The sequence below is a fragment of the Cellulomonas sp. P1_C4 genome (genome assembly GCF_056406355.1).
Map to the genome: position 1 here is coordinate 1 of NZ_JBFUAI010000037.1, position 18,180 is coordinate 18,180.

Genomic DNA, 18,180 nt, shown 5'->3' on the forward strand with positions numbered 1-18,180 from the left:
CCGCCAGCACCGCCAGCACGACGTCCCCCGCGCGGACGTCGGAGGCGGCGGCGCGCACGTGCTGCCCCGCGACCGCGGGCCGCTGCATGGCGACACGGGCCGTCCCGCGGTCCGTCTCCTCGAGCGGCACGACCGCGTCGGCACCCAGCGGCAGGGGCGCTCCGGACGCGATCCGCACCGCCGTCCCGGGCACCAGGCGCAACGGCCCGGGCTGGCCGGGTCGGACGTCGTGTGCCACCGGCAGCGACTGCGCGCTCGCGTACCCGGCGCCGGCGGTCTCGTGCGCGGCCACGGCGTAGCCGTCGCGCGACGCGACCGCGAGCGCCGGCAGGTCGTGCGCCGCCGTGACGTCGGCGGCGAGGATGCAGCCCACGGCGTCGCGCAGCACGACGTCGAGGGGTGCGACCGGTCCGACTGCGGCGAGCACGGCCGCTAGGTGGTCCTGGACCGATCTCATGCGGGCATTCTGCCCCGCCCGGGCCGGTCAGTCGGCCAGCGACCCCGTGAAGTCCGACAACCAGGCGCGGAAGTCGGGTCCGAGATCCGGACGGTCGACCGCGATCTGGACAACGGCCTTGAGGTAGTCGAGCCGGTCTCCGGTGTCGTAGCGCCGTCCACGGAACACCACGCCGTACACGCCGCCGCCCTCGGACGCGGGCAGGTCAGCGAGCGTCGCGAGCGCGTCGGTCAGCTGGATCTCGCCGCCGCGGCCCGGCTGCGTGTTCTCGAGCACCTCGAACACGGCGGGGTGCAGCACGTACCGGCCGATGATCGCCAGGTTGCTCGGCGCCTCGTCGGCCGGGGGCTTCTCGACGAGACCGGTGATCTTCACCTGATCGGCGTCGTCGGCACCCTCGAACGGCTCCACGGCCGCGCACCCGTACATCGAGATCTGGGCCGGCGGCACCTCCAGCAGCGCGATGACCGAGCCGCCGGTGCGCTCCTGGAGCGCGAGCATGGTGCTGAGCAGCTCGTCGCGCTCGTCGATCAGGTCGTCCCCGAGCAGGACCGCGAACGGCTCGTGCCCGACGTGGTGCTTGGCCTGCAGGACCGCGTGCCCGAGCCCCTTGGGCTGGCCCTGCCGGACGAAGTGCACGTGCCCGAGCTCGGTGGACTCACGGACCTTGGCCAGCCGCTCGAGGTCGCCCTTCGCCTCGAGGGCCGCCTCGAGCTCCGGGACGGCGTCGAAGTGGTCGGCGAGCGTCCGCTTGGATCGGCCCGTGATGAGCAGGACGTCGTCGAGGCCGGCCTTCACGGCCTCCTCCACCACGTACTGGATGGCCGGCTTGTCGACGACCGGGAGCATCTCCTTCGGCGTCGACTTCGTGGCGGGCAGGAACCTGGTCCCCAGGCCCGCGGCGGGAATGACTGCCTTGTGGATCGTCATGACCGGACATTAGCCGCGCACGCCCGGCGTGCGCAGTGGCGTGCGTCACCACAGGGAGATGTTCACACTCGCTCCGCCGGGGCGTCGTCGGAGAGTCGCCCGGTGGGCGACACTGGACCCATGAGCAGCGTCGCCCAGCCGTACCCGCGTGTGTCCGAGGGGGACGAGGTCGAGGACGTCAAGGAACGGCTGCGGATGGCCATCCGCGAGGCCCGCAAGGCCCGCTCCGTCCGGCTCCGGGAGGCGGCCGCGCACGCGCTGGCCGACGTCGTCCTGACCATCCCGGCCGTCGTCGACGCCAGCTGCGTGTCCGTGTACGCCTCGCGCGTCACCGAGCCCGGCACCGGCCCCCTGCTCGAGGCCCTCGCCGCGCKCGGCGTCCGCGTGCTCATGCCTGTGCTGGGCAGCGGACTCCAGCGGGACTGGGCGGAGTACGCGGGTCCCGACGACCTGCGCGAACGGGCACCGGGCCGCCCGCCCGAGCCGGGCGGCCCGACCCTGGGCGCCGCGGCGCTCGCCGACGCGGACGTCGTCATCGCCCCCGCCCTGGCCATCGACACCACGGGCGCACGGCTGGGTCAGGGCGGCGGGTGGTACGACCGCGCGCTCGAGCACATCCGCCCCGGCGTCCCCGTGGTCGCGCTGGTCTTCCCTGAGGAGCTCTACGACGCCGACAGCCGGCCGCTGCCCCGCGAGCGCCACGACCGGCTGGTCGACGCGGTCGCGACGCCGCTGGAGTGGCACCGCATCACGGCGTGAGCGTCAGCCGGTCCCGCACGTCCGCCTCGGTCGCGGCCTGCGTGAACGGCCACGGGAAGGTCTCGCCGCGCGACCATGGACCGAACTGGTCCGCGTAGTGGACGCTCGCCGGGTGCCCGGAGGTGCCCGTCAGGGTCACCCACGTCGACGCGTCGAGGTCGCCGAGGTCCACGACCATCCGCATCGACGGCGCGGCGGTGACGGTGAACGAGCCCGAGCTGGCGTCCCAGGCGGTCGCGTCGACGATCGAGGACCCCCCGCCGACGCCGATCGGGTCCGGGTTGACCAGGTTGCGCACGACGCCCGGGATCGACGCACCGCCCAGCACGGGGTGCTCGGGCGCGGCCGTGTGCACCTGTCCCCATCGCCAGTCCGTCGGCTCGCGGCCCTGCTGCGCGGTGAGCTGCCGGCGCGCCGCGACCATCGCGCGGGTGAGCACCTCGTCGCGACCCTCGACGACGCCCGGCGTCGACTTGTCGTCCCACCACGGCGACGCGGGCTCGTCGATGAGCGTGCGGACCACCTCGAGCCAGCGCGAGTCGCCGTCCGGCCCGAACCCGTCCGGCAGGTCGTCGGCGAACGCGGACCGGAGCACGTCGACCCAGACCGCCGCGAAGTAGGCCGCCGCGGCGGAGTCGGAGGACTGCACCCGGTCCCACGTGCGCAGCAGCTCCTGGCCGTCGTCATAGAACGAGTCGCCGATGTGCAGCGTCAGCAGCACGGGCACCAGGACGTCGGCGTACGCGCTGTGCTGGTCGAACTGGATGCGGCTCATGTCCGCGGCGTCGACCTTGCCGTCCGACGTGGCGCTGGTCAGCAGGTCGCGGATGCGCTGCGCCCGGTACCCGTAGTCCCAGTCGTTCGTGAGGAACGGCCCCGTGCCGGCCGGTGTGACGGCCTGGTTCGCCGCCACGATCATCCCGCCGGCCGGGTCGAGCGCACGCGGCATGTCGGCAGGGTCGACGAACCCCTTCCACTCGTAGCGGCTGTCCCAGCCGGGCCGCGGCCAGGTGCCGTTCGACGGGACGGGGCCGGCGACGTCCGCGCGGACGGGGATGCGGCCCGGCGCCTGGTAGCCGATGTGGCCGTCCGTCGTCGCGAAGACGATGTTCTGCGACGGCACGTCGAACGAGGCCGCGGCGTCCCGGACGTCGTCGGCGTCGGACGCGACGTTCATCGCGAGCACGGCGTCCATGGTCCGGCCCGGCTGGAGCGCGGTCCAGGCCAGCGCGACCTCGAACCGCCGCCCGGGAGCGTCGTCGGGGACCGGCCCGCCGGCCACCCCCACCAGGTCCAGCACGTCGGACACGATCGGCCCGTGCACGGACTCGCGGACCTTCAGCCGCACGTCGGGCGCGCCGTTGACCCGGATCGTCTCGGTGCGCTCGGTGATCGGCACGTTCGCGCCGTCGAGCCGCGTCGTGTTCTCGTCGACGCGCTCGAGGAAGAAGTCCGTCACGTCGGCGCCCAGGTTGGTCAGGCCCCAGGCGAGCTTCTCGTTGTGCCCGATGACGACGCCCGGCATGCCCGCGAACGCGAAGCCCGAGACGTCGAACGGGCAGTCGGCCGTGACGTCGGCGCAGCGCAGGCCGACCTGCTCCCAGATGCCCGGCGCCGAGATCCCCAGGTGCGGGTCGTTGGCCAGCAACGGCTTGCCCGACTTGGTGAGGTCGCCCGAGACCGCCCACGAGTTGGAGCCGACGCCGTGCCCGTCGCCCAGCAGGTGCGGCACGGCCGCGAGGGCCGCGTTCGCCGACGCCAGCGCGGCCTGGAGGCCCGCGTCGCGCAGGTCCAGCGGGTCCGCGGCGGACGTCTGCGTGATCGCGGTCGCCGCCAGGTCCCCGGCCGTGAGGATGGGCTGGTTGACGTCCTGCGGGTAGGCCGGGAACAGCTCGTCGACGCGGGCGACGTCGCCCACGGACGAGAAGGACGCAGCACGCGCGAGCTCGTCGTCGTAGTTGCCGCGCAGGTCCCAGGCCATCGCCTTGAGCCACGCCAGCGAGTCGACCGGGTCCCACGGGTCCGGCTGCCGGACGGTCACCTGTCGCCCGAGCACGCTGTACTCCACCGCGATCGCGCCCGGGTCCTTGTCGGCGAGGTAGGCGTTCACCCCGTCCGCGTACGCCTGCAGGGCGGACTGCGTGGAGGGCTGCAGCAGGTCCCACTCCTGCTCGGCCACGCGGCGCCAGCCGAACGTCCGGATGACCTTGTCCGCCTCGAGCGCGTCCGCGTTCTCGCCCACCAGCTCCGAGAGCCGGCCGGCCGTCACGTGCCGGCGGTAGTCCATCTCGAAGAAGCGGTCCTGCGCGGCGACGTAGCCCTGCGCGCGGAACAGGTCGTCGCTGGTGGTCGCCGTGATCGTCGGGACACCGCGGGCGTCCCGCGTCACCGTCACCTCGGCGTCCAGCCCGGGCAGCTGCTGCTCGCCCGAGACCTCCGGGAGCGGGCGCCGCACGACGACGAACGCGATGACCAGCGTCGCCACGAGCGCGACGACGACCACCGCGGCGACGATGAGCAGGCTGAGACGGACGAGGTGAGCGCGAGACACGCTTCGGAGGGTACTTCGCCCTCCGGACTCCGGCCCTCGCGGCGTCCCGCACCGGCGGGCGGAATGTCCCGCGCGGAGGAGCGGTTAAGATTGGCACTCGGACGATGCGAGTGCTAGACCCCCGTACCTCTGCTCGATCAGCTGCCAGGAGATCATCAGTGCCCACCTACGCCTACGCCTGCACGGCGTGCGGTCACGCCTTCGAGATCGTGCAGTCGTTCAGCGACGACTCGCTGAGCGTCTGCCCCGAGTGCGAAGGACGCCTGCGCAAGGTCTTCTCCTCCGTCGGGGTCGTCTTCAAGGGCTCTGGCTTCTACCGCAACGACGCCCGCGCCGGCGCGAAGTCGTCGTCGTCGCTGCCCGCGGCCACCACCCCCGCCGCGACCCCGGCCCCGTCGGCGCCCGCGTCCGCGCCCGCCGCGTCGTCGTCCACCGGCGGCGGCACCGCCGCCAAGCCGGCCGCGTCCRCCTGACCCGCACTGAGCCTTCGGCGCCCCTCACCCCGCGGTGAGGGGCGCCGCTCTCGTTCGGGGGGATGACGCCCGCGGCGAGCCGCCCCCAGCACGCCCCGCCGCACGGCCGTCCACAGGCTGCCGTGGACGCGGGCCCGCGGTCCGCGAGGCGACCTAGCGTCGGCGGCCATGCACCCTCGTTCGGCGGCCGGTCGGCCACCGCCCCTCCCGCACCGCCGGCGCCCGCTCGCCCTCACCATGCGCATCGTCCTGTGGCGCACGCGGTTCCTCGTCGCCGCCACCTTCCTCGGCATCGCCGCGGCCTGCGCCGTCCAGGCGGTCCGACCACCTGACCCGCCGACGTCCGCGGTCGTCGTCGCCGCGCACCCGATCGACGCCGGGGCCTCGCTGACCAGCGCGGACGTCAGGGTCGCGCGGATGCCGGAGGCCTTGGCGCCCGACGGTGCGCTCACCGACGCCGACGCCGTGCTCGGCGCGTCGGCCGCCGTCCCGATCGCCGCCGGAGCGCCCGTGCTGCCCGGCCTCCTCGCCGACGACGAGGTCCGCGGCCCACCCGGCACGGTCGTCGCGACGGTGCGGTTCGCCGACCCGGCGGTCGCGGGGCTGCTCTCCCCGGGCGTGCGCGTCGACGTGCTCGCGGCGACCGCGGAAGGCGGTCCGGGCACCGTCGTGGCGACCCGGGCCCTCGTCCTGCCCGTCGCCCGACAGCCCTCGTCCGATGGGGGCGCCCTCGGGCTGGGCGGGTCGGGCGACACGTCGGTTCCGGTGCTCCTCGCCGTCGCGCCCGCGGAGGCGCCCGCCCTCGCCGGCGCCGCGGCGTCCGCCTTGCTGTCGGCGGTGGTCGTGCCATGATCGACCGACCTCCAGGGCTCCGCCCGACCACCCACCTCGAGGGGCGACGTGACCGACAAGCTCAACGCCGGAGTACGCGGGGCCAGCCGTGGTCTGCACGGCACCGCCAAGGTCTTCCAAGGCTTCAAGGACTTCATCTCGCGCGGGAACGCGATCGAGCTGGCCGTCGGTGTGGTCATCGGCGCCGCGTTCGGCGCGGTCATCAAGTCGATCCAGGACGCCTTCATCAACCCGCTCATCGGCTGGATCTTCGGCGCACCCGACCTGACCCAGCTGTGGGACATCGGCCCGTACACCTGGGGCGACAACCCGGATGCGACGCCGATCAGCGTCGGCACCATCCTCAACGCGGTGCTCGCGTTCGTCCTCACCGCCGCCGCGGTCTACTTCCTCATCGTGGTGCCGCTGAACGCCCTCGCCTCGCGGCGCAAGCGCGGCGAGGAGGCTGAGCCGACGGCCCCGGCCGAGGACGTCCTGCTGCTGCAGGAGATCCGCGACCTGCTCGCAGCCCGCCTCACGCCCGCGGTTGTCAACGACGCCGGGACGGGCGCGCCGGACGTCCCGAACCCGCGCACGGACCCGCCTCCCTCGATCCCGCCGGGACCGAGCACGCCACCGCGCACCTGACGACCGAGCTGCGGCACGGCCGCCCAGCCGCACACGTGAAGCCGCGGCGACCGCACGAGGCGGTCGGTCAGACCGCCCGAGCTTCTGAGAACAACACCGGACCGTTCAGTGCTTCACAACGGGTCCGATGTTGCTCTCGCTGCGCGCCCTACGCAGCCGCGTCGGTCCGCTACTTGATCGCCGCCAGGAAGGCGAGGGCGCGCTCGGTCAGGAGCTCGGCGGCTTCAGCGTCGTACGACGGCAGGCTGCTGTCCGCGAAGAGGTGCTCGTCGCCCGGGTAGAGGAACAGCTCCGCGTCCGAGGCCTCCTTGACGAGCGCGCGCGCCGCGTCGATGTCGCCCTCGCCGACGAAGAACGGGTCGTTGTCCATGCCGTGGATCTGCACCGGGACGCCCGCCGGCCAGGGGGTGTCGAACTCGGAGGTGGGCACGCAGGAGTGGAAGAACAGTGCGCCCTTCGCGCCGGGGCGCGTCTGCGCCAGCATCTGGGCGGGCAGCACGCCGAGCGAGAACCCGGCGTAGACGACCCCGTCCGGCAGGGAGTCGACCGTGTGCCGACCGCGCTCCATCACGGTGCCGAACCCGACCTCGTCGGCGTAGCCGATGCCCGACTCCAGGTCGTCGAAGGTGTGCCCGTCGTAGAGGTCGGGCACGTGAACCGTGTGGCCGGCCGCCCGGAGCCGGTCGGCGAACTCCTGGACGCCGGACGTGAGCCCCTGCGCGTGGTGGAAGAGCAGAACCTCGGCCATGGGTGGAACTCCTTCGATCGAACGGCTGAGCGGCTCAGCGATCATCCCGCACGGCACCGACACCCGCGGCCCGACGCCGCGGCCGGGCACCTGCGCGAGATTCGCGGCGGGCACCCGGGGGGCCTCTCCGTCGGCGTGCCCCTGCCTGTGCAGGCGACCGCCGGTGGAGGAGTCAGCCCCGACGACCAGCGCGAACGCCTACCAGTGCGGTGGCTTGTCCTGGCTCAGCCGGTCGTCGTTGGAGCTTCCGTCGCGGTCGCCCCAACCGACGTCAGTGTCGTCGACGCTCCGCGTGGCCACGACGGGCTCCGGGCCGGGCGTCGCCGGCGCTGAGGATCCCGGTTCGGCGGCGGAGGTGCCCCCGGCGAGCGCGGGATGCGTCGAGAGCAGGTTGGCGTCGTCACCGCCGACGGTTCCGGCCGGCCGCACGACGCGGCGCGAGCGGCGCGCGCCGTCGGGGCTGTCGGTCGAGGTCACGCTCGATGATCCCATCCCCGGCGATTCCCGTCCCCGGCGATGCGCAGGTAGTCCGTCCGGAACGCCGTCGCCGATCGCGTCGGGCGACCGCGACGGGTCAGCGCAGGCCGCGGGCGATCGCGCTGCGGACGGCGGTGTCGATGCGGTACGAGCGCCGCGTGACGCCGAGCTCGTCGCGGAGGGCTGCTGCCAGCTGCTCGCGCGTGCGCTCCTGCTCGTCCGACTGCAGCCAGGCCACCAGCTCGTCCAGCTGGTCGTCGCTGTAGGCGCCGATCGGCAGACCCTTGCGGATGTCGGGGCGCTGCCGCGTCGGCACCGCCAGGGCGAGCTGGAGCGGGCGGCTCGGCGGCCGCGGGTCGTCCCCGCCGGCCGACGACGACGCGCTCGCCCCACGAGCAGAACCGGGGGCCGGAGTCTCCTCGCGCTGGGCGGGCTCGGCAGGTGTCCCGGTCGCCCTCGACGACTCGGACGCCGCAGTCGCACCCGTCGACGCCGCAGTCGCACCCGTCGACGCCGCATCCGCACCCGTCGCCGCCGAATTCGCCTCGGACGAGAGAGCGGGGGCGACGGGTTCGCCCGGAGCGGTCGGCGCAGGGGCCGTCGTGGCAGACGTGGGAGACGCGGCAGACGTGGCAGACGTGACGATCGGCGGAACCGCGACCCGGCGGGTCGAGATCCGGACGGGCGCGGTGACCGCGGGCGCGTCGCCCGACCGTCGCTCGCTGCTCGGCGCGGACGCCTCGGCGGAGGCAGTCGCGGGCGCGGTGGCAGCGGCGGGCGCCTGGCCGGACGCGGAGGCGGACGCGGTTGCTGTGGACGCCTCGTCGGAGCCACGCGGGATGGCGGTGGCGGGCGTGGCGCCAGACGCGGAGGCGGACGAGGCGGCCGCGGGCACCTCGGCAGGGCCACGCTCGGAGCCCGTAGCGGGGGCGGCACCAGACGCGGATGCAGCGGCGAGCGTCGCACCCGACGCGGATTCGGTGGCGGGCGTCGCACGAGATGCGGTGGCGTCGGACGCGGAGGCCCGTGCGGGCTGCGAGGCCGGCGCGGACGCCAGCTCGGACCCGGATGCCGCAGCGGAAGCGGACGGCGACGCGGAAGCCGGCGGAGCGGCGGATCGGCTGGTCGATGCGGCGGCGGTCGAGGACTCGCCGGCCTTCGCCCCATCGTCGTCGGACTCCACCACGGCGACCGAAGACCACGCGCCCGTGGCGCGCGCAGGCGAGCCGGCGGGCGGCGCGGACGACCCGGCGGACGCCGTCGGCAGCTCCTCCGCCTCGTCGACCTCCTCGATCAGCCCGAGGCGCAGGGGCGCGCTGCGAGGAGCGGCGGGTGCGGGCACGCGGGCGTGCACGGCGCGGCGGATGCGGTCGACCTCGGCCTGCGGGTCGATGAACGCGGCGGCGGACCAGACGCGCACGACGCTCCACCMGACCCGCTCGAGGCGGTCGGCGGTGAGGCGGTCGCGCACGCGCACGCTCGGCTCGGCGGTGTACGACTCGTCGTCGGTGAGGACCGCGACCAGCATCTCGCCGGGCAGGTCCGGGTGGCCGACGACCAGCGGGATGCGGTCGCCGCCAGGAATGCCGTGGTCGGCCTCGACCAGGAGGCCGTGCTTCCAGAGCCGCTCGGCGAGGTCGAGCAGCAGGCGGTCGGGCTCGGTGGCGGCGGCGAGCGCCTCGTCGGCGGCGGCCGTGGCGGCCGTGAGCGACCGCAGCAGCGGGTCGGCGGGCTCGGGCTTGACCAGGTCGGTGACGTCCTGTCCGGCGCCGCGACGGGCGACGAACGCGAGCAGGTCGGCCAGCAGCCGGGGGCCGGGGCCGCGCAGCCGCTCGGCGTCGAGGTCGTCGGCCCCGAAGCAGGCCACGACCGTGAGGCGGTGCCGGGTCGAGCCGAGGGCGTCGAGCAGCAGCGCGTCGCCGCCGGGCGCGGAGATCGGTCCGAACGTGTGCAGCACCCGACGGTGCGGGGTCCGGCCGAGGCCGAGCGACAGGATGATGGCCTCGCGGCGCAGGCCGGCGACGTTCGGCAGGTCGGTGACGACGAACGGGTCCACGCGGCCGGAGTCGAAGAACGCGGCGAGCGCAGGGTTGCCGCGCACCTCGGTGAGCACCGACTCGCGGACGGCCTCGGCGTGGGTCGCGGTCGCGGTGATCACCGCGAGCGACTCGTCGGGACGCAGGAGCGCGTGGGTGACCACCAGCTCGACGACGTGCTCGACCTCTTCGCGCGTCGAGTCGACGGACCCGGACTCGGGGTGCGGCATGCCGGTGCCGTCGACGAGGTCCAGGGCGACCAGCGGGAGGTGCTGCGGCAGGGGCGTCGGGCGCAGCACGCCGGCGTAGCCGTGGGCGGCGAGGAACGCGGTCAGGTACGGGTCGCGCCGCGAGGAGTCGGCGCGCAGGGCGACCGAGGGCAGGACGTCGGCGAGCTCGCGGACCGCGGTGCCGGAGGCGCAGCGCGCGTCGCCGACGACGACGACCTGGCGTCCGCGGGCGACCGCGGCGAGCGCGACCTCGACGGGCAGGTGCGCGGCGGAGTCGATGACCACCAGGTCGACCGTGCGGGTGGGCGGCAGCACCTGCGGCACGATCATCGGGCTGGCGGCGATGACCGGCCGCAGGCGCCGCGCGACGTCCGGGTGCCGCACGACGGTGTCGCGCAGCGAGGTCAGCCGCTCCTCGATGAGGTCGGCGAACAGCGCCTCGGCCTGCTCGCGGTGCTGGCGCAGCGCGTGCGAGACGTGGCCGACGACGGCGCCGAGCACCGGACCGGACAGGCTCTTCACGTGCGCGCGGTCGAGCGTCGCGTACTGCGCGGACAGCGCACCGAGCGCGGTGCCGTCGTAGCCGGCGAGCGCGGGATCCTCCCCGAGGATCTCCTCGATGACGGTGCTCCACCAGGCCAGGTCCAGCTCGGCCGGGGCGAGCGCCGGCTCGACTCGGCGCATGGCCAGGTCGTCGACGAGCGCGCCGAGACCCGCGGACCGCAGGCGGTGGACGATCCCCGTGCGATCGGGCAGGTCCACCAGCGCGTCGGTGTCCGACCGCAGCCGGGTCAGGCGCTCGGTCAGCGCGTCGAAGGGCAGGCTCGACAGCCCGGCGCCGCCGGGGGTCGTGGCAAGCACCTCGTCGAGGGCGTCGAGGTCGGCGCGCACGGCGGCGAACTCGTCCTCGATGTGCTCGAGCCCGTCGGGCAGCCGCGGCCACCCGCCGGACGGGCAGTGCGCCTGCCAGGTCTCCCGCTGGGCCTGCACCTCGAGCAGCGCCGCGTGCAGGTCGGCCACCGGGCGGCCGGGCCGCACCATGTCCTTCGACTGCTTGCGCAGCCGGCGCCGCAGCCAGAAGCCCATGTCCAGCCCGCGCTCGGCGCGCCACTCCTTGGTGGCCGTCGCGGCGACGAGGTCGGCGGCGGTGCGCTCGAAGACGATGGGCGAGAAGACGTCGAGCGCCGCCCGCACGCCGTCGAGCATCGTCAGCTGCTCGGCCCACGCGACGACGCTCGTCGCCTGCGTCAGCCCGGTCTCGGTGGCCACCTGCGACGTGCGCTCGACCAGCGCGGGCAGCGTCTGGTCGAGCAGGCGGGCGAGACGGCGCACCACGTTGTCGGCGTCGGCACGAGTGCGCAGGTCGGCGCCGTACCAGGGCGTGTCGACCGGCCGGATGCGGAAGGCGCCCAGCTCCCCGGCACGGAACAGGTCGGCGGTCAGGTCGGCCCGGCGCGGCGCGTCGAGCACGCGCGCGACGTCCGGGGTGAGCCGCACGGTCGTCTTCGGCGTGGGCCGCGTAGCGGTCAGGCGCGCCAGCTGCTGCAGGGCGTCGTACGCGGACACTCCCCAGGGCGCGCGCTCGGCGTGCAGCGCGTCCACGTAGGAGCGCAGGCGCTCCCGGGTGGCGACGAGCTCGCCGCGCAGCGCGACGACGCCGTGCGCGTCCACGACCGGCGCCTCGAGCGTCATGCCGCCGAGCAGCCGCCGGGAGATGGCCGACCGCCAGCCGGCGTCGGGGGCGACGTCGAGCAGCAGGTCACCCAGACCCAGCGCGCTGAGCCGGTCCGCGAGCGCGGTGGCCGCGCGGCGGTGGCCGGGTACGTAGAGGACCGTGCGGCCGGTCGCAGCGGCGTCCGCGACGACGGCGGCGAGCGTGCCCGTGACGTCGGCTCCGGCCGGGGCGTCGACGAACAGGTGCGTGCCGGTGGCCACCATGTCGAGGACGTGCTGCTGCGCCGGGTCGAGATCGCCCACGCCGCGCTCGTTCCCGGGGTCGCGGTCGCCGCGGACCGGCGCGGGCAACGTGCGACGCAGCCGCTGGCGTGACTCGTCGACCCCCGCCAGCGCCGCGACCACCTCGTGCCGCTCGAGCGTGCCCGAGAGGTTGTCGAGGTCGTCCACCAGGATCTGGCCGGGGTGCACGAAGGTGCCGACGACGACCCGCTCGCTCATCGAGAAGTCGTCGAGCACGGCCTCGCCCAGCGACGCCAGCCGCTGCAGCGCGCCGCGCGGGTCGAAGCCGTTGGAGGTGAACGTGCCTCGGGCGACGGCACCGGGGTCGAGGAGCGCGCCCCGCGACCGCAGCGCCCGCGCGAGCACGGGGTTGACCTCGAGCGAGGGCTCGAGCGCGAGCTCGTAGTCGCTCTCGCCGGAGCCGCGGGCGCGCAGCGTCACGGGCCGCAGCAGGACGGGGGCCCGGACGGTCCGCGGTGCCGCGTCGGCCTGCTGCTCGCCCTCCGGCGTGCGCTGGCGGGTGACGGAGGCGAGGGCCGCGACGTCGTCGCTGGCGACGTCGGGCGTGGTGCGCTCGGTCCAGGTGGCGACGCCGATGGCCAGCGACGTGGGCGCGATGCCGTACCGCTGCGCGTAGACGGCCGCGCGGGCGCTGACCGCCCTGGCGCGCCGGCGCGCGCTCGACAGGGCCGACCCCTCGCGGATCAGGTTGGACAGGCGGGTCTCGCGGCCGGCGAACAGCTGCGAGATCCCCGACGGGTGCGCGGCGGACAGGTCGAGCGCGGCCTCGCCGAGCAGCTCGACGTCGACCAGCGTGGACCCACCTGCGGCCTCGACCAGGGCCGCGCGCCAGGTGGCGACGGCGCCCTCGAGCACCTCGGCACTGGTCGGGGGCTCGACGAGCACCGGGCGGTCGGTGGGGTCTGCGCCGGTCTCAGGAGCCTGGTCGGGCCCCGGGCCGGTGGTGCGCACGGGGACGGTCACGCTGGGAACGCTAACCGCGCAGCCGCGTGATCCTGGGCATGGCGCGCCGTGAGCGAGAGGTCGGCGGCGAGAAACCACCAGAGACACAGAGAGCGGGACGGGTCAGGGGACCCGTCCCGCTCTCCGGACGTGAAGACGGTGCGCACCGCGCAGGGGGCAGGCGATACGCACCGTCAGGACGAGTGTGCGACACGAATATGATGCTGGTCAAACGTCCAGGCCACTCGTCCGGGTGAATCCTTCGGACCTGGTCAGTGTCTATATCTGCGTGACAAAAAACGCGGATCCCGTGACCGTTCAGCGCCTCCCGAAGGGGGGCGGGCGCGGCGGCGCGTGCCCCCGTGTCAGTGGATCTTGCAGCACGGCTCGGCGAGCACGACCGAACCCGCGGAGGACGCGGTGGCCCCGGCAAACCCTGTGAGGGCGGCGAGGGCCAGGACGACGGCGATGCTGAGCTTCTTCATGAGGGGACCTCTTCCGGAGACGTACCGGACTTTCCGGCACACCTGCGATGGTCCCCAGCCGGTGTCGTGGGCGCAATGACGCGCGGGACACCGGGGTAGACATCCCGGGGATCAGGGCCGCGGTGGGAGCGGCACCGCCCCTCGGATCCCCGCCGCCGCGAGCGCCCGGCCGTAGGCCTCCACGACGCGCTCGTCGGCGTCGCCGGCCACCCGCAGCCGGTCGCCGATGCGCCGCCACAAGGTCGCCGCCGACCGGCCGGACGCGATCATGTCCAGCAGCTCGGCCGCGGACCGGTACTCCTTGACCGCCTCGGTGCGCGCGCTCTGGGCCAGCAGGGCGTCGCCGAGGGCCTCGTGCGCCGMCGCCGCGTCGCGCCGCACGCCGTCGCGCAGCAGCTCCACGGCCCGCACGGCGTGCCGCTGGGCCCGGTCGGCCTCGTCGAGCAGCAGCCACGCGCGCGACCGGACGGACTCCACGCGGGCCAGCTCGACCCGCGACTCCCCGATCTCCAGCGCGGTCTGCGCGGCGTCCAGCTCGGCGAGCGCCTCCCGTGGCCGGGGCGGGTCGACGGACACGAGCAGGAGCGCCCGGTCCAGCCGGAGGCGCGGCAGGTCCCGGTCGATCTCGTCCGCGCCCGCCAGCGCCATCGCCGCCTCGAGGTGGTCGAGCGCGGCGTCGGGGTCGGCGAGGGCGTCGTCGACGAAGGCGAGGTTCCAGTGCACCGACGAGAGCGCGCGTGCCGAGCCGTGCTCCCGGGTGTGCTCGAGCAGCTGCTTGCCACGGAAGCGCGCGTACGTGGAGTCGCCCCGGGCGACGTAGGCCCAGATGATCGTCGACTCGAGCCGGACGACCTCGTCGGCCCCCACGACCGAGGCGGGCAGCTGCGCCCGCAAGTCCTCCCCGCGGGCGACGGCGCGCCGCAGGTCACCCAGCTCGGTCAGCGCCATGACGATCCGCATCGCCGCATACGCCGCGTGCGGGTACCGGCGCCCGTGGATCAGGCGGGCGCAGACCGCCTCGAGCACCTCAACCGACCCCTCGAGGTCGCCGGCCAGGTCGAGCGCCTCCGCGTGCGCGAGGCCCACGCGCGCCGCGGCGTCGACATCGAGCCCCGAGACGTCCGCCCCGGCCAGCACCTCGGCAGCAGCCTTCGGCGACCCCATGCGGGACAGCCGGCGGGCCTCGACGATCGCCGACTCCGCGGAGCGGTACTGCGGCGCACCGTCCCCGTCGACCAGGTACACGATCGGGACATCGAGCGCGTCGGCAACCCGGGCGAGGGCGTCGGCACCGGGCGTGCGCGTCCCCCGCTCGACGTGGGAGATGTACGTGGGGTGCACGCCAGCCAGCTGGGCGAGCTCACCCTGGCTCAGCCCGGCCTTCTCCCGTGCGTCGCGGACGCGTCGGCTCAGCGGATGCACGGTCTCACGATAGGTACGGGTGGCGCGCACCGGAAGCACGCGGTCGAGATGATCGAATAATTTTTTTGTCTAGACAAACGGATCGATCGGTTGGAGACTGGGACCGCCGGCGGGGCGCGACCACCGCCCCGGGACGGCCAGGAGGAGAGGAGCGACCGATGGGCACTCTCAAGCTGGGCATGAACGTCTCGCTCGACGGGTTCGTCGCGACGCCGGACGGCGGCCTCGACTGGATGTTCCCGAACTTCAGTCCGGAGCTCATGGCGGACACCGAGGTCCTGCTCGGGACGTTCGACACGATCCTCATGGGTCGCGTGAACTACGAGGGCCAGGCGCAGACGTGGCCGACGGCGCAGGGGCCCCTCGCGGACATCATGAACGGGGTCGAGAAGGTGGTGTTCTCCACCACCCTGGAGTCCGCCGACTGGCAGAACACCCGCGTCTCGGCCGAGCCACCGGAGGTCGAGATCGCCCGGCTCACGGCCGGCGATCGCACGGTCGGCGCCTCCGGCGGCGCGACGTTCGCGCGCTACCTGACGTCGCGCGACCTCGTCGACGAGTACCGGCTGACCATCCACCCCGTGGTGCTGGGCAGCGGCCTGCCGATCTTCGCGGAGCCACGGGCACTGGACCGGGTCTCGTCGACGGAGTACCCGAACGGCGTCGTCGTGAGCATCTTCCGGCCGAGGCGGGGCTGACATGCTCGACGTCGCGGTCATCGAGGACGCGGCCGCCGCGGAGGCGTCCCTCGACCCCATGCGCACCCGGCTGCTCGCCGAGCTGGCCGAGCCCAGCTCGGCGACGGCCCTCGGGCACCGGCTCGGGCTGCCCCGCCAGAAGGTCAACTACCACCTGCGCACCCTCGAGCAGCACGGGCTCATCGAGCTGGCCGAGGAGCGGCGCAAGGGCAACGTCGTCGAGCGCGTGATGCGCGCGACGGCCCTGTCCTACGTGATCTCCCCCGCGGCGCTCGCCGCGCTGCGGCCCGAGCCGCGGCGCTCCCCCGACCGGCTCTCCGCCGCGTGGCTGCTGTCGCTGGCCGGCCGGCTCGTCGAGGACGTCGGCGCGCTGATCACCGGTGCCGCGCGCGAGAACCGCGCGCTGGCCACGTTCGCGCTGGACGGCGAGGTCCGGTTCGCCTCGGCCGCCGACCGGGCCGCGTTCGTCGAGGAGCTGAGCGGAGCCGCGCTCGCCCTCGTCTCCAAGTACCACCACGAGGACGCCGCCTCCGGCCGGGCCTTCCGGCTGGTGGTCGCCGTCCACCCCAGCACCACGTCACGCATCGACCGAGAGAGGGAATGACCATGCCGCACGCGTACGAGAACCCCGAGGAGCTCGAGTTCGAGCTGAGCCCTCAGACCGTCTGGGAGGCCATCGCGACCGGCCCCGGGATCAGCTCCTGGTTCATGGGCGCCACCGAGGTGTCCCCTCAGGACGGCGTCATCACCACCCGGATGGGCGGGTGGTCGCAGGAGTCGGCGATCGTCGCCTACGAGCCCGGCACGCACTTCGCCTTCAAGGGCACCGAGGACACCGACGGCCGGTTCTTCGCGATGGAGTTCCTGCTCGAGGCCCGCGCCGGCGGCTCGACCGTGCTGCGCGTCGTGTCGAGCGGGTTCCTGCCGGCCGACGACTGGGAGGACGAGTACGAGGCCATGCTCAGCGGCGGCGCGATGTACCTGCACACGCTCTCCGAGTACCTCCACCACTTCGCGCGCCGGCCCGGCATCGCGGTCACACCGTCGGCCGCGCCCGGCGACTCGGACCGCACCTGGGCCGCCATGACGGCCGACCTCGGGCTTGCCGACGACGTCGCGGTCGGGGACGCGGTCACGCTCACCCCGACCGGCCTCGACCCGATCGAGGGCGTCGTCGACTGGGCGGCACCCGACGTCGTCGGCGTGCGCGGCACCGACGGTCTCTACCGGTTCTTCCGCGGCTTCTACGCCCCCGGCGTGGGCCACCACCTGTTCGACACCACCGACGAGACGAGCGCGACGGCCGCCTGGCAGGGCTGGCTCGACGCGGTCGCGGCCTAGGGAGGCAGCACCATGACCATCGACGAGTACATCGCGGGGCTGCCCGCTGACCAGGCGGCGATCGCCGCGACCCTGCGCGCGCGGCTCGACGCCGGTCTTCCGGGCGCGGAGGGCCGCGTGTGGCACGGCCACCCGGTCTGGATGCGGGGCGACGACCCGGTCGCCGGGTTCAAGGCTTTCCCGCGCTGGGTGACTCTGCTCCTGTGGCACGGCACCGAGGTGACCGACTCGACGGACGCGCTCACCGCGTCCGGCGACGGGTCGCGGTGGAGCCTGAAGATCGCGGCCCCGGCGGACCTCGACGAGGCCGCGGTCGACGGGTGGATCGGTCAGCTGGCGGGCTGACCGGCGTCGTCGTCGAGCCACTGCCAGGTGGCCAGGATCCCGTCGGCCGCCTCGACGGCGCGGGCGTGCCACGAGTACGACAGGACGCCGACGACGAACCCCCACCCGCCGTGGTCGACGTGCGTGTCGGTCAGGGTCGCCGCCCCGCCGAACGTGCAGGTGGTCCGCCACCCCACGCCGAGCGCGGAGTCGACCCGGTCGACGGGGCCGATGGGCGCCTGCGGCGCGACGTAGTGCTCCCGCGCCAGGTGGACGCGTTCCGCGGCGGGTCGCAGCTCGTACTCGCCGGTGCGCTGCCCGACCCGGCCCAGGCAGACGACGAGCAGGTGGGTCCGCTCGGCCAGCACCACGCGGGCGTCCTGCCGGGAGCCGTCAGGCCCGAGCTCGGCGTGCGCGACGTTCGGTCCGGGCGCCTGGAACGACTCCCCCGGCCGCCCGTCGCCCAGCGGGGCGACCACCACGCGGTGGGTCCGGACGTACGGATCGGCGGGCGGCGGTGGCGCGGAGGTGAACAGCGAGACCGACCGGGCGCCCTTGCGCAGCTGGTCGGCGCTCTCCGGGTAGGCCTTGGCCACCTTGCGGATCATCCGCTCCCGCCACCAGACGAACCGGAGGTACCAGAGCGCCAGGATTACCGCGGCCCAGATGCCGAGCGTGACCAGCAGGTCGAGCACCGGGCGCACCGGGTCGGTGAGCACCGTGCCCGGCGGGAGGTCCAGCAGCAGGTCGGCGATCACCCTGGGGCCATCGGCACGTTCGACGACCCGGTTGACCTCCGCGGGCCGGCGGCGGCGTCACGCCGCCGCCGGCCCCGAGGTCAGTGCGCGGGC

16 protein-coding genes are annotated in these 18,180 nt (G+C 74.6%); 8 read left to right on the plus strand and 8 right to left on the minus strand.

The annotated features are described in order from the left end of the window. Together AC1DYZ_RS19725 and galU are read right to left on the minus strand one after the other, a co-directional pair. Window positions 1-457 (minus strand): MoeA family protein (locus AC1DYZ_RS19725; protein ID WP_477066794.1); only part of this gene is annotated, 457 nt, incomplete at its 3' end. 27 nt (window positions 458-484) lie between these two features. Then, window positions 485-1,387 carry a UTP--glucose-1-phosphate uridylyltransferase GalU gene (gene galU / locus AC1DYZ_RS19730; RefSeq protein WP_477066795.1) on the minus strand — a complete coding sequence of 301 codons (903 nt, stop codon included), beginning with the start codon at window positions 1,385-1,387 and terminating at the stop codon, window positions 485-487. 120 nt (window positions 1,388-1,507) lie between these two features. Between galU and AC1DYZ_RS19735 the strand changes: the two genes are divergently transcribed. Next, a complete protein-coding gene (locus tag AC1DYZ_RS19735; protein ID WP_477066796.1) occupies window positions 1,508-2,146 on the plus strand; it encodes a 5-formyltetrahydrofolate cyclo-ligase in 639 nt (212 codons plus the stop codon). On the opposite strand, the gene AC1DYZ_RS19740 is transcribed toward AC1DYZ_RS19735, so the two are convergent. Beyond that, window positions 2,136-4,697 (minus strand): penicillin acylase family protein, encoded by a 2,562-nt coding sequence (locus tag AC1DYZ_RS19740; RefSeq protein WP_477066797.1) that lies wholly within the window; start codon window positions 4,695-4,697, stop codon window positions 2,136-2,138. The genes AC1DYZ_RS19735 and AC1DYZ_RS19740 overlap by 11 nt on opposite strands. 158 nt (window positions 4,698-4,855) lie before the next feature. On the opposite strand from AC1DYZ_RS19740, the gene AC1DYZ_RS19745 reads away from it, so the two are divergent. The 3 genes from AC1DYZ_RS19745 (at window position 4,856) to mscL (ending at window position 6,649) form a co-directional block, all read left to right on the plus strand. Then, a complete protein-coding gene (locus AC1DYZ_RS19745; protein ID WP_477066798.1) occupies window positions 4,856-5,170 on the plus strand; it encodes an FmdB family zinc ribbon protein in 315 nt (104 codons plus the stop codon). 168 nt (window positions 5,171-5,338) lie between these two features. Continuing rightward, complete coding sequence (gene cpaB / locus AC1DYZ_RS19750; protein ID WP_477066799.1) at window positions 5,339-6,022, plus strand: Flp pilus assembly protein CpaB; 684 nt, start codon at window positions 5,339-5,341, stop codon at window positions 6,020-6,022. Window positions 6,023-6,070: 48 nt separating this feature from the next. Next, window positions 6,071-6,649 carry a large conductance mechanosensitive channel protein MscL gene (gene mscL, locus AC1DYZ_RS19755; protein ID WP_477066800.1) on the plus strand — a complete coding sequence of 193 codons (579 nt, stop codon included), beginning with the start codon at window positions 6,071-6,073 and terminating at the stop codon, window positions 6,647-6,649. A gap of 169 nt (window positions 6,650-6,818) precedes the next feature. Here the strand turns inward: mscL and AC1DYZ_RS19760 are convergent, their stop codons facing one another. From AC1DYZ_RS19760 to AC1DYZ_RS19775, 4 genes are all read right to left on the minus strand, one after another. Further along, window positions 6,819-7,397, minus strand: coding sequence for a dienelactone hydrolase family protein (locus AC1DYZ_RS19760; RefSeq protein ID WP_477066801.1), 579 nt, complete (start codon window positions 7,395-7,397; stop codon window positions 6,819-6,821). Between the two features lie 198 nt (window positions 7,398-7,595). Further along, the gene (locus AC1DYZ_RS19765) at window positions 7,596-7,874 is read right to left on the minus strand and encodes a hypothetical protein (RefSeq protein ID WP_477066802.1); all 279 of its coding nucleotides are present in this window, start codon (window positions 7,872-7,874) and stop codon (window positions 7,596-7,598) included. Window positions 7,875-7,971: 97 nt separating this feature from the next. Beyond that, window positions 7,972-13,080: a hypothetical protein gene (locus tag AC1DYZ_RS19770; protein WP_477066803.1), complete on the minus strand. Its 5,109-nt coding sequence runs from the start codon at window positions 13,078-13,080 to the stop codon at window positions 7,972-7,974. Window positions 13,081-13,655: 575 nt separating this feature from the next. Continuing rightward, window positions 13,656-14,966, minus strand: coding sequence for a helix-turn-helix domain-containing protein (locus AC1DYZ_RS19775; RefSeq protein ID WP_477066804.1), 1,311 nt, complete (start codon window positions 14,964-14,966; stop codon window positions 13,656-13,658). A 158-nt stretch (window positions 14,967-15,124) separates the two neighbouring features. Between AC1DYZ_RS19775 and AC1DYZ_RS19780 the strand changes: the two genes are divergently transcribed. The 4 genes from AC1DYZ_RS19780 to AC1DYZ_RS19795 are packed head-to-tail and all read left to right on the plus strand — an operon-like array spanning window position 15,125 to window position 17,350. Beyond that, window positions 15,125-15,664: a dihydrofolate reductase family protein gene (locus tag AC1DYZ_RS19780; protein ID WP_477066805.1), complete on the plus strand. Its 540-nt coding sequence runs from the start codon at window positions 15,125-15,127 to the stop codon at window positions 15,662-15,664. A 1-nt stretch (window position 15,665) separates the two neighbouring features. Beyond that, a complete protein-coding gene (locus tag AC1DYZ_RS19785; protein ID WP_477066806.1) occupies window positions 15,666-16,268 on the plus strand; it encodes a helix-turn-helix domain-containing protein in 603 nt (200 codons plus the stop codon). Between the two features lie 2 nt (window positions 16,269-16,270). Next, window positions 16,271-17,005 carry an SRPBCC family protein gene (locus AC1DYZ_RS19790; RefSeq protein WP_477066807.1) on the plus strand — a complete coding sequence of 245 codons (735 nt, stop codon included), beginning with the start codon at window positions 16,271-16,273 and terminating at the stop codon, window positions 17,003-17,005. Between the two features lie 12 nt (window positions 17,006-17,017). Further along, complete coding sequence (locus tag AC1DYZ_RS19795) at window positions 17,018-17,350, plus strand: hypothetical protein (protein WP_477066808.1); 333 nt, start codon at window positions 17,018-17,020, stop codon at window positions 17,348-17,350. Here AC1DYZ_RS19795 and AC1DYZ_RS19800 read toward each other — a convergent pair. Continuing rightward, window positions 17,335-18,087, minus strand: coding sequence for a hypothetical protein (locus AC1DYZ_RS19800; protein ID WP_477066809.1), 753 nt, complete (start codon window positions 18,085-18,087; stop codon window positions 17,335-17,337). The genes AC1DYZ_RS19795 and AC1DYZ_RS19800 overlap by 16 nt on opposite strands. Window positions 18,088-18,180: the final 93 nt, after the last annotated feature.

What these genes read in the sequence shown, in the direction of transcription:
- galU (WP_477066795.1), bottom strand. Translation starts at nt 1,387, where the DNA reads ATGACGATCCACAAGGCAGTCATTCCCGCCGCGGGCCTGGGGACCAGG.
- cpaB (WP_477066799.1), top strand. Translation starts at nt 5,339, where the DNA reads ATGCACCCTCGTTCGGCGGCCGGTCGGCCACCGCCCCTCCCGCACCGC.
- AC1DYZ_RS19760 (WP_477066801.1), bottom strand. Translation starts at nt 7,397, where the DNA reads ATGGCCGAGGTTCTGCTCTTCCACCACGCGCAGGGGCTCACGTCCGGC.
- AC1DYZ_RS19780 (WP_477066805.1), top strand. Translation starts at nt 15,125, where the DNA reads ATGGGCACTCTCAAGCTGGGCATGAACGTCTCGCTCGACGGGTTCGTC.
- AC1DYZ_RS19785 (WP_477066806.1), top strand. Translation starts at nt 15,666, where the DNA reads ATGCTCGACGTCGCGGTCATCGAGGACGCGGCCGCCGCGGAGGCGTCC.
- AC1DYZ_RS19790 (WP_477066807.1), top strand. Translation starts at nt 16,271, where the DNA reads ATGCCGCACGCGTACGAGAACCCCGAGGAGCTCGAGTTCGAGCTGAGC.
- AC1DYZ_RS19795 (WP_477066808.1), top strand. Translation starts at nt 17,018, where the DNA reads ATGACCATCGACGAGTACATCGCGGGGCTGCCCGCTGACCAGGCGGCG.